The sequence below is a fragment of the Polaromonas sp. genome (assembly GCF_012927415.1).
Classification (GTDB): Bacteria; Pseudomonadota; Gammaproteobacteria; order Burkholderiales; family Burkholderiaceae_C; genus Polaromonas.
Genome location: NZ_JABBPF010000102.1, coordinates 1 through 15196, shown reverse-complemented (window position 1 = coordinate 15196; position 15196 = coordinate 1). Strand labels below are relative to the sequence as shown.

The following is a 15196-nucleotide window of genomic DNA, read 5'->3' as shown; positions in this document are numbered from 1 at the left end:
CGCGGCGGCTGGGGCGACGGCTTTGCCATGGCGCAGGCGCGGCTCGGGCCCGGCCGCATCCACCACTGCATGCGCAGCATCGGCCAGTGCGAGCTGGCGCTGGCGCTGGCGACCGAGCGCACGCTGGAGCGCCAGGCTTTTGGCAAGCAGTTGGCCGATTACGCCAATGTGCAGGACTGGATTGCCGAGTCGCGCATCGAGATCGACCAGGCGCGCCTGCTGGTGCTGCATGCCGCCTGGCTACTTGACCAGGGAGAGGCGGCAAACGCGCAGGCAACGCGCGCGCAAATCGCCGCCATCAAAGTGGTGGCGGCGCGCCTGCAAAGCCGCGTGGTCGACCGCGCCATGCAGGTGTTTGGCGCCATGGGTCTGTCGCCTGACACGCCACTGGCGCAGTTCTGGACATGGGGCCGGGCGCTGCACCTGATGGACGGGCCTGACGAGGTGCATCTGCGCAGTGTGGCGCGGCACGAGCTGGCGCAGGCGCGCAGGCGCATGGGTGCGTCAAGCGTGTGGTTCACCACGCCCGGGCAGTTGCAGGCGCCGCCGCGCATCCGTTGAGGCTCAGCGGCTACACTTGAGGACTTGGCCTGCCGGCATCTCACTGGCAGGCCAAGCGCTTCACAACCTTCTTTTAAAACAGCCTCTGGACAGACACCATGAACCGCTGCACAACGCACTTGCTCCGCACCCTCTTGCCCATCCTCCTGCTGGCCGCTTCGGCCGGCCTGGCGCCGCTGGCGGCCACCGCGCAAACCGCTGAATTCAAGCCCGCCGTCAGGCAGTTTCCGGCCGCTGCCCGTCGCGGCGAACTGGTCGTGCTGGCGCCCCCCGCCATCACGCTGGACGGCAAGGACGACCGGCTGTCGGTCGGCTCCCGCATCCGCGACACCCACAATTTGCTGGTGATGTCTGGCGCGCTGGTGAACCAGAAACTGGTGGTCAATTACACCCGCGAGAGCGCCGGCAATGTCCACGAAGTCTGGATTCTCAATAGCGAGGAAGCCAGGGAAAAGCGGCCCGGCAGCAAAAACACCTGGTTCAGCTTTGGCGGCAGCACGGACCCAACGCTCCCGGCAAACGGCAAGGCGCCCTGACAGGCAGGCGCCGACCGGCCATTTTTTGGCCAATTTTTCACATTTTTTATCAAATTGGCTCCTCGTCCATTGTTTTCGGGCATAGTCAGCTATTATTTTTATAGCATATCATGAGCAAAAAAGTCTTCATCAAAACCTTCGGCTGCCAGATGAACGAGTACGACTCGGACAAGATGAGCGACGTGCTGCATGCCGCCGAGGGCTACGAGCCAACGCAGGACATCGACGAGGCCGACCTGATCTTGTTCAACACCTGCTCGGTGCGCGAAAAGGCGCAGGAAAAGGTCTTCAGCGACCTGGGCCGAGTCAAGCATCTCAAAGCCAGGGGCGTGCTGATCGGCGTCGGCGGCTGCGTCGCCAGCCAGGAAGGCGCGGCCATCATCCAGCGCGCGCCCTATGTTGACGTGGTGTTCGGCCCGCAGACGCTGCACCGCCTGCCGCAACTGCTGGCCAGCCGCGTCCGGCTGGGCAAGCCGCAGGTCGACATCAGCTTCCCGGAAATCGAGAAATTCGACCACCTGCCACCGGCCAAAGTCGAAGGCGCGAGCGCCTTTGTCAGCATCATGGAAGGCTGCTCCAAATACTGCAGCTATTGCGTCGTGCCCTACACGCGCGGCGAGGAAGTTTCGCGACCATTCGAGGACGTGCTGGTCGAGGTCGCCGGCCTGGCCGATCAGGGCGTGAAAGAGGTCACGCTGCTGGGCCAGAACGTCAATGCCTACCGCGGCCCCATGGGCGGCACCGCCGAAATTTCCGACTTTGCGACGCTGCTCGAATATGTGTCGGACATTCCCGGCATAGAGCGCATCCGCTACGTCACCAGCCACCCCAACGAATTCACCCAGCGCCTGATTGACGCTTATGCCACGCTTCCCAAGCTCGTCAACCACCTGCATCTGCCGGTGCAGCACGGCTCGGACCGCATCCTGATGGCGATGAAGCGCGGCTACACCGCGATGGAATACAAATCCACCATCCGCAAGCTGCGCGCGATCCGGCCAGATCTGGCCATGAGCAGCGACTTCATTGTCGGATTTCCAGGCGAAACCGAAGACGACTTCGAAAAAATGATGAAGCTGGTTGACGATGTCGGCTACGACACCTCGTTCAGCTTCATTTTCAGCCCGCGCCCGGGCACGCCAGCTGCCAACCTGCTGGATGACACGCCGCACGAGTTCAAGCTCAAACGCCTGCAGCGCCTGCAGGCCACGCTGGACGACAGCGTTCGCGCCATCAGCGCCAGCCGGCTCGGAACCCGGCAGCGCATTCTTGTGGAGGGCGCGGCGCGCAAGGACCCGACCGAGCTAATGGGCCGTACCGAATGCAACCGGGTCGTGATCCTCAAGGGCCAGCCGCGCCTGATCGGCCAGATGGTTGACGTGTTAATCACCGAGGCCAGCCAGCGTTCGCTGCGCGGCGAAGTCCTGAGGCAGGACGACGCCGTCCCGGCCTGAGCCAGTTTCCTTGCCCCAGCTTTCGAAGTCCATGCTGCAGCGATTTTCGTTCCGGCAACTGCTGGTCATTGCTTTCCTGCTGATAGCCGCGTTGCTCCGCGCTGGAAGACCTGACGCTGCAAAGCCGCGACAACGCGGCCAGGGCACTCGATCTGAGCGGCGCGGCCCAGTCGCTTCGCGAACGCAGCGTTTCGATGGAGCGCAGCTCGCGCCAGTCGGTGGTGCTCGATGACCGGGTGCTGCGCGAGCGCTTCAAGGAGGAGACCCGAGACGCTGCCAACATCCTGGCCAATCTCGCCAGAGAACGCATTCCCGCCGCCAAGGCGCGGCCATGGCGTGCGCACCTGGAAACCATGAGCGGTCTGCTGACCGGCTCACCCGACAGCGCGCTGGAGCGGGAGCGCCAGCTGACGCAGGAGTTTCGCGAACTCGAAGGCATCAACGCAGCGATTGCAGTGCAGGTGCAGCAAGCCATCCAGCTGCGCAACGAGTCGCTGCAGGACAAGCTCGAAGCCAGCCGCAAGCACCTGGCGCAGCAGGTGACCTGGGCCATCGTGCTAGCCGTCGCCATGGCGCTGGCCTTTGGCATCTGGTTCACCCAGCCCCTGAAACGGCTGGAAAATGCCATCGTCGGCCTCGGCGAAAACCGGCTGGATCAGGCCATAGCGATTCGTGGCCCGGCCGACCTGGCCCTCGTCGGGGAACGGCTGAACTGGCTGCGTCTGAGGCTGGTCGAGCTGGACGCCGACAAGTCGCGGTTTTTGCGCCATATCTCGCATGAACTCAAGACGCCGCTGGCATCGCTGCGCGAAGGCGTGTCGCTGCTGGAAGACGGCGTGGCTGGCGATCTGACCAAGGACCAGCGTGAAATCGCCCAGATCCTCCGGCACAACACCGGCGTCCTGCAGGGGCAGATTGAAGATTTGCTGCGCTTCAACACGGCAGCGTTCGAGGCGCGCCAGTTGCACCGCAAGACGGTCGATCTGCTGGAGCTGGTGGAAGAGCAGGTTGACGCACAACGCCTGCAGTGGCGCGCGCGCGAGCTGACGGTCAGCATCATCGGTGATTCACTCAAAATGGAAGTGGATCCGGAAAAAATAGGGACAGTGCTGGCTAACCTGTTGTCCAATGCCATCCGCTATTCACCCTCTAAAGGCATGATCCGGCTGGAGCTGAGCAAGCAGCCGGGCCGGATACGCATCGACATTCACGACCAGGGTATTGGCGTGGCCGCAGCCGACCGGGAGCGGATTTTCGAGCCTTTTTACCGTGGCGAGCGTCAACCCAGTGACGTGGCGCGCGGCAGCGGCATTGGCTTGTCCATCGTGCACGAGTACGTCGCCGCGCACGGCGGGCGTCTGGAACTGCTGCCGGACCAGCCTGGTGCACACTTCAGAATCGAGTTTCCCCATGCTTTCAAAACCTGAGTTTTTTGCCTATGCTGGCCGTGCCGGCCTGCTGCTTTCAAGCGCTTCACTGGTCGCCTCGCTGCTCGCCGCTTGCGCAGGCAATCCGCCCAGCCCTGCCGGCAGTGGCGCCGGAGAAGCCCCAACAAAGAAAGCTGCGCCGCAGCCAGTTGCTCGCGCCACCGTCCAGCCTTGCCAGGCCGCGACCCCAACCAGCACGGCCGCGCCAGCCGCCAGCGACGAGGTCGTGCGCATGCTGGCCTATGCGGACCGGGTCCGCACCCTGCCGCCGCCCGAACTGGCTCAGGAAGTGAGCCGGCTGGGCAGCACATCGGCCCCCTTTGAGCAGCTTCAGCTGGCGCTGGTTTTGAGCCAGCTGCGTCAGTCGCCAGAACTGATTCGCGCCCAGGAACTGCTGACGCGGCTGCTGGGCAACTCCGAGGCGCAGGCCTTGCATCCACTGGCCCGCCTGCTGGCGATGCGTTTGAGCGAGCAGCGTCGCGTCGAGGAACAGCTTGACAAGCAGACCCAGCAGGTGCGCGATGTACAGCGCCGGCTGGACCAGACCAACGAGAGGCTGGAGGCACTTAAGGCGATTGAGCGCAGCCTGACCGGCCGGCCTGCGGCCTCATCGCCGGCACCCTCCACCCGCGCCCGCCCCCTCGCGCCATGACCGGCTCACCCCTCCCGTCCGCGCCGCGCCTGCTGGTGGTTGATGACGACGCCGACATGCTGCGGCTGCTGACCATTCGCCTGACAGCGGCGGGTTATCGCGTCACGGCGGTGAGCTCAGCTGAAGCGGCGCTGACCCACTTGAATATCGAGCGGCCTCAGCTGGTGCTGAGCGACGTCCGGCTACCCGGCAAGGACGGGCTGGCGCTGTTTGACGAGATTCGCGCCCAGCACCCTTCACTGCCGGTAATTTTGCTGACGGCGCACGGCACCATTCCCGATGCAGTGGAGGCGACCGAGCGCGGCGTGTTCACTTACCTGACCAAGCCTTTTGACGGCAAGGGCTTGCTTGACAAGATTGCCGAGGCGCTGTCGCTCAGTGCGCCCGCCCATCCGGCCCGGCGCGGCAGCCATACCGACTGGCAGAGCCAGATCATCAGCCGCTCCAGCCGCATGGCCGAGGTGCTGGCTGAAGCGCGCATGGTGGCGCAGTCTGACGCCAGCGTGTTGCTGCGCGGCGAAAGCGGCACCGGCAAGGAGTTGCTGGCCCAGGCGATTCACCAAGCCAGTGCGCGCGCCGGCAAACCGTTCATCGCCGTGAACTGCGGTGCGATTCCAGAGGCCCTGCTGGAGTCCGAACTGTTCGGCCATGTCAAGGGCGCTTTCACCGACGCGTCGTCCAGCCACAAGGGGCTGTTTCAGGCGGCAGACGGTGGCACGCTGCTGCTGGACGAAATTGGCGACATGCCGCCTGCACTGCAGGTCAAACTGCTGCGCGTGTTGCAGGAGCGCGAGATCCGGCCAGTCGGTTCCAGCCAGTCGATTCCCGTGGATGTGCGCATCATCTCGGCCACGCACCGCGATTTGGACGCTGCCATGGCCGAGGGTGAGTTCCGCACCGACCTGTACTACCGGCTCAACGTCGTGACGTTGACGCTGCCGCCACTGTCCGAACGCCGTGAAGACATTCCCTTGCTGGCCAACCACTTCCTGGTGACGCTGGCCGCCAAATACGACAAACGCCTGAGCGGCTTTGCCCCTGAAGCGCTGAAAGCCCTGACCACGGCCGCCTGGCCGGGCAATGTGCGCCAGCTTTACAACGTGGTCGAACAGGTCTGCGCGCTGTCCACCACGCCGCTGGTGCCGCTGGCGCTGGTGCAGCGCGCCTTGCGCTCGCCAACTGTGCAAGTGCTGAAGTTTGCCGAGGCCAAGCAGCGTTTCGAGCGCGACTATCTGGTCGGCCTGCTCAAGCTGACCGACGGCAACGTGGCCGACGCAGCCCGCCTGGCCGACCGTAACCGCACCGAGTTTTACCGGCTGATGCAAAAACACGGCTTGAGCCCGGGGCTCTTCAAGGCAGATGGCGCCGCACCGACCGCCGCCTGAGTCGCTCTCAGGCGACAAGCCAAGTCCCTGATTTATATAGAGTTTTTTATTCCTGCCCAAATTCTGTCGCTGTTTGGCGACAAAAAACGCATTTTCCCATCTTATTTCAGCTGATTTCCACCCAGAAATTTTGACGCGCTTGCAAGTCGTTGAATTAAAACGACTAAATGAAACTGGCACAGGGTTTGCCCTAGTCATGCCATGCCCGCTTTTTTTCGAGTTTTCCAACGTCCCCGGGGATTTGCGTCGCGAGCTCGTTTCGCCACCCTGGTCTGCGCCGGAGCACTGGCGCTGAGCGCTGGCCAGGCTAACGCCTGGAGTCTGGATGATGTCTCCGCGCTAGCCAGCCAGCGTGTCAAAACGCCGTTCAAGCAAGCTTCGATGCTGGTTCCAGCCGAGCTGTCGGCGATGGAATACGACAACTATCGCGACATCCGCTTCAAACCGGAAAGTACATTGTGGCGCGCCGACAAGCTGGCCTACGAAGCCAATTTTTTTCACGTTGGCAGTCATGGCGACTCGGTTCGCGTCAATGAAATCAACGCTGCAGGTGTCAAGCGAGTGCCGTATGACCCGGCCAAATTCAACTTTGGCAAGAACCAGCTGTCGCCGAAAAACTGGGGCGATCTCGGCTACGGCGGAGTGCGCGCTTTCAGCAACCTGAATTCGCCCACCTACAAGGACGAGCTGATCGTGTTTTCAGGCGCCAGCTACTTCCGGGCGCTCGGCGCGGGCCAACTCTACGGCCTGTCAGCACGCGGTCTGGCGGTGGACACGGCAGGGCCGGCGAAGGAAGAATTCCCACGCTTCACCGACTTCTGGCTGGAAAAGCCCGCCACGGAAGGCGGCCCGCTGACGATTTACGCGCTGATGGATTCGGAGCGCATGACGGGTGCCTACCGCTTTGATGTCAAGCCAGGCGAGCAGACCGTCACCGAAGTCCATGCCCGTATCTTCATGCGGGCTACCGACAAGCCTGTGACCACACTGGGACTGGCGCCGCTGACCAGCATGTTTTTCTTTGGCGAGAACCAGCCCCGGCCCGGTGACTTTCGGCCTGAAGTGCATGACTCGGACGGCCTGATGATCGCAACCGATGACGGCAAAGGGGGGGGCGAATGGCTCTGGCGTCCGCTGCAGAATCCGGCTTCGCCGCTGGTGACTTCATTCAGCATGAAGCGCCTCAAGGGCTTTGGCCTGATGCAGCGCGACAGGGCCTTCAAGAGCTACGAAGACACCGAAGCACGCTACGAGCTCCGGCCCAGCGCCTGGGTGACGCCGCTGAACGACTTTGGCGCTGGCAAGGTCGAATTGCTTCAATTCGCGACGCCCGACGAAACCCACGACAACGTGGCGGCTTACTGGGTGCCAGAAAAACTGCCCGCACCCGGCCAGTCGTTCGACCTCGCCTACCAGATCGCCTGGCAGGGCAAAAACCAGCAGTTGCCGCCCAACGGCTGGGTCACGCAATCACGGCGCGGCACCGGTTACTCCAAGCTCGGCGCCGACGCGCTGGGCCAGCAGATCCAGTTTGTCATCGACTTTGCCGGCCCGGCCCTGGACGCCCTACCCAAAGACGCCAAGGTAGAGGCCATCACGACGGCCAGCGCCAACGCCCGCGTGGTGGAAAGCCTGGCCTACCGCAACCCTGCGACCGGCGCCTGGCGCCTGACTTTGCGCGTAGAGCGGCTCATGACTGCAAATGCAGCCGGCCCAGCCCAACCGGTTGAACTGCGCGCCTTTCTCCAACACGACAAACAAACCCTGAGCGAAACATGGACCAACCTGCTTACAAACTGAACCGGCGCAGCCTGCTGCGTGAAGAACGTCATCCCAATGCAGTCACAGCGCCGCCGGTGCATCGCGGTTCGATGGCGCCACGCCCGTGGCGGGGTTTCTGGAACAGCCTGGGCACGGCCGCCCTGCTGCCAGTTTTCAAGCTGACCGGCTCGGCGCTGCCAGGCAGGCATGCCGCCGAAGCCATGGAGCCGTGGCAACACGCGGCCAAGCGCCGCCGGACCGTGTTCTTGCTGCTCACCCTGATCAGCACCGCGCTGGCGACGGCATTGTTTGCCGACATGCAGCCCATTTACAACAACGCCTTTCTGCAATACGGCCAACTGACCCTGTTTGCCCTGCTGTCTGCCTGGGTGGTGACTGGTTTCATGACGGCGATGATGGGTTTTTACGTCACATTGCGCGGCGATCCCCACACCCTGTCGGCGAAAAACGTCCAGCACCACACGCTGGACAAGTCCACGCGGACCGCCATCATCATGCCGATCTGCAACGAGGATGTGCGTACCGTTTTTGCCGGCCTGCGCGCCACCTGCGAATCGGTCGCCCTGAGCGGCCATGTGCAAGCCTTTGACGTATTTGTGCTGTCAGACAGCAACAACCCGGCCATCATCAAAGATGAACGCGCTGCCTGGGAAAACCTGCGCGGCCAGCTGGCCAGCCAGCCGGACCAGCCGCAGATCGAGGTCTACTACCGCCTGCGCAAACGCCGCACCGACCGCAAGGCTGGCAACGTGGCCGACTTCTGCCGTCGCTGGGGCAAAGACTACCGCTACATGGTGGTACTAGACGCCGACAGCGTGATGAGCGGCGACTGCCTGGTTTCCATGGTCAAGCTGATGGAAGCCAATCCCAAAGCCGGCATCATCCAGACCGCGACCCAGGCCATCGGCCATGTGACGCTCCATGCCCGGGCCCAGCAGTTCGGCTCGCGCGTGACGGGCCGCCTGTTCACGCTGGGCATGCAGTTCTGGCAGATGGGCGAGTCCCACTACTGGGGCCATAACGCCATCATCCGCATCGAGCCCTTCATGCAGCATTGCGCGCTGGCGCATATCAAGGGCACGGGCGGCATGTCGGGCAGCATCATGTCGCACGATTTCGTTGAAGCCGCGCTGATGCGCCGCGCCGGTTACCACGTCTGGCTGGTCGCTGATTTGGTCGGCAGCTACGAGCAGCAACCGCCCGACCTGCTGGCCGAGTTGCAGCGCGACCGCCGCTGGTGCCAGGGCAACCTGCAGAACTCGCGCCTGATCGCCGAGCCCGGCATGCATCCGGTGCATCGCTCGATGTTTGCCACTGGCGCCATGGCTTATCTGTCAGCACCCCTGTGGCTGTGCTTCATGACGATGGGCACAGCCCTGTGGCTTTCGGGCTCGCCGATGGTGAGCGACTGGGCCGTGCTGCCTGGCGAACTGGTGTGGTTATGGGCCTGGACGCTATGCATGCTGTTTCTGCCACGCGTTCTGGGTCTTGCCGCCGTGCTGCTCAATCGTCAGCAGCATAGCTATGGCGGCACCGCCAGCCTGCTGCGCAGCGCGCTGCTGGAAACCCTGATTGCCTTGCTGCAGGCGCCCATCCGGATGCTGGCGCACTCGCTGTTCGTCGTTATTGCGATGACCGGTCTGAAGCTGGAATGGAAATCGCCTCCGCGTGAAGCGGCTGCCGTGCCATGGCGGCACGCGCTGCAACAACTCGCCCCCATGAGCGGGGTGGTCATGGTGCTGGCCGCCGGCATTGCGCTGATCGACGCCAGCGCGCTGGTCTGGCTGCTGCCCGTCGGCCTGCCGCTGCTGCTGTCGATTCCAATGACGGTGTTGACCAGCAAGGTTGGCGTGGGTACCGCGATGCGGGCGCAGAACTACCTATTGATTCCGGAAGAAACCCGCTCGCCAGCCGTGCTGCGCCGCGCCTGGCTGCACGCCAGCCAGCTGGCCAAGCCAAGGCTGAAAGCGGCCTGAACAAGTCATGCAGCGCCGAAATGCCAATAGGTACAAGCAGCTATTTTTTTATAGCTGCTTGTACCCCGCGAAAAGCTAAACAGCTATTAATTCAATAGCAAACTATGACCGTATTCATTGGACAAGAAGTTACTATTATTCAAAAACTCAAGACCACGAAAAAAAACAGCGTCTCAAAACTTCGGCATGCCCTTCATGCCGCCCATGCGCTTCATCATCTTCATCATGCCGCTGCCCTTCATCTTTTTCATCATGCCCTGCATCTGCTCAAACTCGTTGAGCAGGCGATTGACTTCCTGAACGTGCACACCCGAGCCGGCGGCGATGCGGCGTTTGCGGGTGGCCTTAATGAGGTCGGGCTTGCGGCGCTCCAGTGGCGTCATGCTCTGGATGATGCCTTCCTTGCGCTTGATATCTTTTTCGGCCTTGCCCATGTCGATCGACCCAGCCTTGGCGGCCATTTGCGCCGGCAGCTTGTCCATCAGGCTGGCCAGTCCGCCCATGTTCTTCATCTGCTGCAACTGGCTCAGGAAGTCGTTCAGGTCAAAGCCGTCGCCGGACTTGATCTTGGCGGCCAGCTTTTGCGCCTCGGCCATGTTCACGCCCGAGGCCATCTGCTCGACCAGCGCGACGATGTCGCCCATACCCAGAATGCGGCCGGCGTGGCGTTCGGCGTCAAATACTTCCAGGCCGTCGAGCTTTTCGCTGGTGCCCGAAAACTTGATCGGCGCGCCGGTGATCTGCCGCACTGACAGCGCCGCGCCGCCGCGCGAGTCGCCGTCGGTCTTGGTCAGGATGATGCCGGTCAGCGGCAGCGCTTCCTTGAAAGCCCTGGCGGTGTTGACCGCGTCCTGGCCCTGCATGGCATCGACGACGAACAGCGTTTCGACCGGCTTGAGGATGGCGTGCAGTTCCTTGATCTCGGCCATCAGGGCTTCGTCAATCGCCAGGCGGCCGGCGGTATCGACCAGCAGCACGTCAAAGAAATGCCGCTTTGCATAGTCGAGCGCGGCACGGGCGATTTCGGCCGGCTTCTGTTCGGGCGTGCTTGGAAACCATTCCGCCCCAGCCTGTTTCGTCACCACCTTGAGCTGCTCGATGGCGGCCGGCCGGTACACGTCGCCTGAAACCGTCAGCACTTTTTTCTTGCGCTTTTCAATCAGGTGCTTGGCCAGCTTGGCGGTCGTGGTGGTCTTGCCCGCGCCTTGCAGGCCGGCCATCAGGATCACCGCCGGCGGCTGCGCGGCCAGGTTGATGTCGCTGACGCCTTCGCCCATCGTTGCTGCCAGCTCGCGGCTGACAATGCCGACCAGCGCCTGGCCGGGAGAGAGTGAGCCCATTACCTCCTGGCCCAGCGCCTTATCCTTGACGCGGGCAATGAAGTCGCGCACCACCGGCAGGGCCACATCGGCCTCCAGCAGCGCCATGCGGACTTCACGCAGCATGTCCTGCACGTTGGATTCGGTAATGCGGGCCTGGCCGCGCATTTCCTTGACGAGGCGGGATAACTTATCGGTAAGGGCTGAAGCCATGAGTGAGGGTCCTGAAACGGGGCGCTGCGGAGGCGCAAAAATGCTATGAGAGACTTGGCTACGCGCTAAACTGTAGCCATGATTTTAGCTATCAGCGACGGGTGGGGTCTTGCAGCGGCGGGGGCGGCCGCCACAATCTATGCAGTGCTTGCGATCGCGACCGTGCGCTTGAGCGAAAGCGCCCTTAAAGGCCTGCTGCTCGGTGCCTGGTTGCTGCACGCCCTGGCATTGGCAGACGCACTTATGCAGACGCCGCCGCGTTTTGGTTTCGCGCCCGCGTTGTCGATGACGGTGTGGCTGGTGCTCACCGTCTATGCCATCGAACGCCGACTGTTTCCACAGCTTCACGCGCACTGGTCGCTGGCAGGGCTGGGCAGTGCCGCTGTCATTCTTGCCACTGTCTTTCCGGGTACGACTCACCACGCCATCGCTTCACCCTGGCTACCCCTGCATTGGGCGCTGGGCATTGCTTCTTACGGACTCTTCGCGGCGGCGGTGGTGCATGGCTGGCTGATGGTGCGCGCCGAGCGCTCAATCCGCCTGGCCTCCCAAAACGACGCCGGCGTGCCGCTCCTCACGCTCGAGCGCCTGACCTTTCGTTTTGTCGAGGCGGGTTTTGTGCTGCTTTCAGCCACCTTGCTGGTGGGCTGGCTGTTTGCCGAAACTTTTTATGGCCCGGGACTGGCCTGGAAATGGGACCACAAGACCGTGTTTTCACTGCTGGCCTGGCTCACCTTCGCCGGTTTGCTCGTCGGTCGTGCCCGTCTGGGCTGGCGCGGCCTGAAAGCGGTTCGCGTTCTCTATCTGGGTGCCGGCCTGCTGCTGCTGAGCTACGCCGGCTCACGTTTTGTGCTTGAAGTCATTTTGAGGCGGGCATGAAATACCTGCTCGTGATTGCCCTGATATTCGGTGTCTTCTGGCTCTGGCGGAACAACCGGCTGGCCGAAAGAAACGCAGCGCGTCCGATGCCTCCGCGCGCTCCCTCTTCTGCGGGCACCAGCGTTACGGAGATGGTGGCTTGCGACGTATGCCATGTGCACCTGCCAAGGTCTGAGGCCCTGATCGGGAGCAAAGGCATTTACTGCAGTGATGCACACCGGCGTCAGGCCGGCGGCTAGATGAGCCTCCAGGCGCGATCGTGGCGGGAAACTGCGGAACAGACATCGGGCGCGTGGGAGCTGGAGCCCGAACTGGGTTCTTTCGGCAGGCCCTGGCGCGTCTTCATGACCGCCCGCGTCGCCATCGCCGGCGTCCTGGTGTTGTTGCAGGGCGCCATCCATGCGCTGGGCAACACCGCCGGAAACGGCTCCCTCATCGTGTGCATCGCCTATTTGTGCGCCACGCTGGCAGTGCGTCTCTGGGCGCGCCCACGGCCACCCCGCAGCACTTTTGATGCGCAGTGGTTGCTCACCGTGGGGGTGGATGTGGTCGCTTTTTCGCTGCTCAACTTTCTGCAGTCCAGCGGCATCAACTACACGCCACTGTTTGCATTGCCGGTGCTGCTGTCATCGGTACTCGGGTCCATACGGCTGGCATTTGGCACCGCAGCCAGCGTGACGCTGTTGCTACTAGCCGATGCGTGGTGGAGTTCCATGCAAGGCGCGGGCGACTTTAGTGCGCGCTTTCTGCAGTCAGGCCTGAGCGGATCAGGTTTTTTTCTGGTGGCGCTGCTTGCCAACCAACTGGCCTTGCGCCTGGTACGCCAGGAAAAGCTGGTCAAAAGCAGCCAGTCGCTGGCCCGCATGCAGATCCAGGTCAACGAGCTGGTGATTGAAACGCTGTCGGATGGCGTGCTGGTAGTCGACGCCGGAGGAACGGTGCGATCAGCCAATCCTGCAGCGAAGCGTTTGCTGGCTGCACCTGATACGGTGTGCACCGTGCCTTTTCAGATGACAGGACAAGCGGCATGGCTGGCGCTTGACGAGTTGATGCGCCACACCTTTGAGGCGCAATCGCCCCAGGAAGCGGAAATCAATCTGATCTACCCGGGGCACAATGCCCGAAGCCTTCATGTGCGCTCGCGCCTGGCCGCTTCTCCCGATGGCAGCCAGGAGAGTCTGTGCGTGATGTTTCTGGAGGACCTGCGTGAAATGCAGGCGCGGGTCCGTATCGAGAAGATGGCCGCGATGGGCCGCATGTCGGCGGCAGTGGCCCACGAGATCCGGAATCCCCTTGCCGCCATCTCGCAGGCCAATGCGTTGCTTGAAGAGGACCTGCATGAGGCCGGCCACCGGCAACTGACGGCCATGGTCAGGCAGAACGCGCAACGCCTGGCCAAAATCGTTGACGAAGTGCTGGATATTTCGCGTGCCCAAGAGCAGATTGCAGCGCCCAAGGCCAGCACGCTGATGCTTGACGATGCCACCCTGCGAATCAGCCATGACTGGGCTCGGCAAAACGCCGTACCTGCGCGCCTGCGCATCTCGACCTGCGCGAGTGGGGCGGCGGTTCACTTTGATACAGAGCATTTGCGGCGGCTGATGTTCAACCTGCTGGACAACGCCTTGCGCTACGCCAGCCATCGTGAAAGCGCCATCCAGGTCAGCACGTGTCTGGTAGCGCCGGGCCAGGCCCGGCTGGCGGTATGGAGCGACGGACAGCCACTCGAAACCACGGTTCAAGCTCACCTTTTTGAACCTTTTTTCTCCTCTGAAAGCCGCTCCAGTGGATTGGGCCTTTACATTTGCCGGGAGCTGTGTGAGCGCTACGGCGCCCTGATCGGCTACCAGCGCGTGTTGGGTGAAAGCACCGCCGGCAATGAGTTTTTCGTCATGTTCACGCCGACCGCACCCCCATTCAACACCGATTCGTCTTCACTCGACACCATTCTTGTCTGAAACCATGAGCCCGCAAGCACCCTCCACCTTCCAGCCGGCGCGCATTCTTGTGATCGACGACGAGCCGGATCTGCGCACCCTGTATGAACTGACATTACTGCGGGAGGGTTATCGCGTGGAGGCCGCGGGCGACTTGCAGCAGGCTCGCGAACACCTTGACGCACAGCGTTTTGACGCCGTCATCACCGACATGCGCCTGCCCGATGGCCTCGGGCTTGAACTGCTGCGCGAACTGGCTCTCAAGCAGCGAACCGAGCGCTGTGTGGTGATCACGGCGCATGGCTCAGCCGACAACGCTGTGGAGGCGCTCAAAGCGGGCGCGTTTGACTACCTCACCAAACCGGTTGACCTCAAACAGTTTCGAAGCGTGGTCGCGTCAGCCATACAAGAGGCCAGAAATGTGGATTTTCCCATCGTCAGGGGCGAGCCGCGCGCAAGCGCGTCCGGTTCCGGACCTGCAGCCAGCACCAGCCCCAAGCCAGCCGATGCTTCAGCCGTACTGGAAAAGCTGGTTGGCGAATCCGCGCTTATGCGGGCCGTGAAGTCGCGCATTGTCAAAGTGGCAGGCAACATGGCGCCGGTGCTGATACGGGGTGAATCGGGCACCGGCAAAGAATTGGTGGCCCGCGCGGTACACGGCTGCAGCCACCGCGCGGCCAGTCCTTTCGTCGCTGTCAATTGCGGTGCCATTCCTGAAAACCTGCTGGAAGCCGAATTTTTCGGCGCGCGAAAAGGCGCTTACACCGGCTCGACGCAAGACCGTCTAGGGCTTTTTCAGGCCGCCAAGGGCGGTACTTTGTTTCTCGACGAAATTGGCGATCTGCCGCTGGCGATGCAATCGAAGTTGTTGCGCGCTATTCAGGAGCGCACGGTGCGCCCACTGGGCTCACCGCAGGAAGACACGGTTGACGTGCGCATCGTCAGTGCCACGCACAAGGACCTGGCCGCCGGGGTTGAAGCCGGAACTTTCCGGCAGGATTTGTATTACCGCCTCAACGTGATCGAAATTGTGGTGCCGCCGCTGCGCGAGCGGCTTGAAGACTTGCCCGCACTG

12 protein-coding genes and 1 pseudogene are annotated in these 15196 nt (G+C 62.7%); 12 read left to right on the top strand and 1 reads right to left on the bottom strand.

Going from position 1 to position 15196, the window contains the following annotated elements:
- The 8 genes and pseudogenes from HHJ19_RS10385 to mdoH all read left to right on the top strand — a co-directional run.
- The coding region (locus tag HHJ19_RS10385; protein WP_296906854.1) for an acyl-CoA dehydrogenase family protein at positions 1-561 on the top strand (561 nt) is incomplete at its 5' end.
- A gap of 98 nt (positions 562-659) precedes the next feature.
- Positions 660-1097 carry a hypothetical protein gene (locus HHJ19_RS10380; RefSeq protein WP_296906852.1) on the top strand — a complete coding sequence of 146 codons (438 nt, stop codon included), beginning with the start codon at positions 660-662 and terminating at the stop codon, positions 1095-1097.
- Positions 1098-1207: 110 nt separating this feature from the next.
- Positions 1208-2551, top strand: coding sequence for a tRNA (N6-isopentenyl adenosine(37)-C2)-methylthiotransferase MiaB (gene miaB, locus HHJ19_RS10375; RefSeq protein WP_296906850.1), 1344 nt, complete (start codon positions 1208-1210; stop codon positions 2549-2551).
- A gap of 31 nt (positions 2552-2582) precedes the next feature.
- Positions 2583-3978: pseudogene (locus HHJ19_RS10370) on the top strand (HAMP domain-containing sensor histidine kinase).
- Entirely contained in the window at positions 3962-4630 is a 669-nt protein-coding gene (locus tag HHJ19_RS10365; protein WP_296906848.1) for a hypothetical protein, read from the top strand. Before HHJ19_RS10370 ends, HHJ19_RS10365 begins: the two are co-directional and overlap by 17 nt.
- The gene (locus tag HHJ19_RS10360) at positions 4627-6015 is read left to right on the top strand and encodes a sigma 54-interacting transcriptional regulator (protein WP_296906846.1); all 1389 of its coding nucleotides are present in this window, start codon (positions 4627-4629) and stop codon (positions 6013-6015) included. Before HHJ19_RS10365 ends, HHJ19_RS10360 begins: the two co-directional genes overlap by 4 nt.
- A gap of 201 nt (positions 6016-6216) precedes the next feature.
- Complete coding sequence (locus HHJ19_RS10355) at positions 6217-7815, top strand: glucan biosynthesis protein G (protein WP_296906843.1); 1599 nt, start codon at positions 6217-6219, stop codon at positions 7813-7815.
- Positions 7791-9773 (top strand): glucans biosynthesis glucosyltransferase MdoH, encoded by a 1983-nt coding sequence (mdoH, locus tag HHJ19_RS10350; protein WP_296906841.1) that lies wholly within the window; start codon positions 7791-7793, stop codon positions 9771-9773. The genes HHJ19_RS10355 and mdoH overlap by 25 nt, the downstream gene beginning before the upstream one ends.
- Before the next feature lie 173 nt (positions 9774-9946).
- Here the strand turns inward: mdoH and ffh are convergent, their stop codons facing one another.
- Positions 9947-11305 carry a signal recognition particle protein gene (gene ffh, locus HHJ19_RS10345; RefSeq protein WP_296906838.1) on the bottom strand — a complete coding sequence of 453 codons (1359 nt, stop codon included), beginning with the start codon at positions 11303-11305 and terminating at the stop codon, positions 9947-9949.
- Positions 11306-11383: 78 nt separating this feature from the next.
- Between ffh and ccsA the strand changes: the two genes are divergently transcribed.
- From ccsA to HHJ19_RS10325, 4 genes are all read left to right on the top strand, one after another.
- On the top strand, positions 11384-12184 hold the full coding sequence (ccsA, locus tag HHJ19_RS10340) for a cytochrome c biogenesis protein CcsA (protein WP_296906836.1): 801 nt from the start codon (positions 11384-11386) through the stop codon (positions 12182-12184).
- Entirely contained in the window at positions 12181-12423 is a 243-nt protein-coding gene (locus tag HHJ19_RS10335) for a PP0621 family protein (protein ID WP_296906833.1), read from the top strand. The genes ccsA and HHJ19_RS10335 overlap by 4 nt, the downstream gene beginning before the upstream one ends.
- A 105-nt stretch (positions 12424-12528) precedes the next feature.
- The gene (locus HHJ19_RS10330; RefSeq protein WP_296906831.1) at positions 12529-14142 is read left to right on the top strand and encodes an ATP-binding protein; all 1614 of its coding nucleotides are present in this window, start codon (positions 12529-12531) and stop codon (positions 14140-14142) included.
- A 4-nt stretch (positions 14143-14146) separates the two neighbouring features.
- Positions 14147-15196, top strand: a 1050-nt coding sequence (locus HHJ19_RS10325) for a sigma-54 dependent transcriptional regulator (protein WP_296906829.1), incomplete at its 3' end; no start/stop codon positions are given.

What these genes read in the sequence shown, in the direction of transcription:
- HHJ19_RS10380 (WP_296906852.1), top strand. Translation starts at nt 660, where the DNA reads ATGAACCGCTGCACAACGCACTTGCTCCGCACCCTCTTGCCCATCCTC.
- miaB (WP_296906850.1), top strand. Translation starts at nt 1,208, where the DNA reads ATGAGCAAAAAAGTCTTCATCAAAACCTTCGGCTGCCAGATGAACGAG.
- HHJ19_RS10365 (WP_296906848.1), top strand. Translation starts at nt 3,962, where the DNA reads ATGCTTTCAAAACCTGAGTTTTTTGCCTATGCTGGCCGTGCCGGCCTG.
- HHJ19_RS10360 (WP_296906846.1), top strand. Translation starts at nt 4,627, where the DNA reads ATGACCGGCTCACCCCTCCCGTCCGCGCCGCGCCTGCTGGTGGTTGAT.
- HHJ19_RS10355 (WP_296906843.1), top strand. Translation starts at nt 6,217, where the DNA reads ATGCCCGCTTTTTTTCGAGTTTTCCAACGTCCCCGGGGATTTGCGTCG.
- mdoH (WP_296906841.1), top strand. Translation starts at nt 7,791, where the DNA reads ATGGACCAACCTGCTTACAAACTGAACCGGCGCAGCCTGCTGCGTGAA.
- ffh (WP_296906838.1), bottom strand. Translation starts at nt 11,305, where the DNA reads ATGGCTTCAGCCCTTACCGATAAGTTATCCCGCCTCGTCAAGGAAATG.
- ccsA (WP_296906836.1), top strand. Translation starts at nt 11,384, where the DNA reads ATGATTTTAGCTATCAGCGACGGGTGGGGTCTTGCAGCGGCGGGGGCG.
- HHJ19_RS10335 (WP_296906833.1), top strand. Translation starts at nt 12,181, where the DNA reads ATGAAATACCTGCTCGTGATTGCCCTGATATTCGGTGTCTTCTGGCTC.
- HHJ19_RS10330 (WP_296906831.1), top strand. Translation starts at nt 12,529, where the DNA reads ATGACCGCCCGCGTCGCCATCGCCGGCGTCCTGGTGTTGTTGCAGGGC.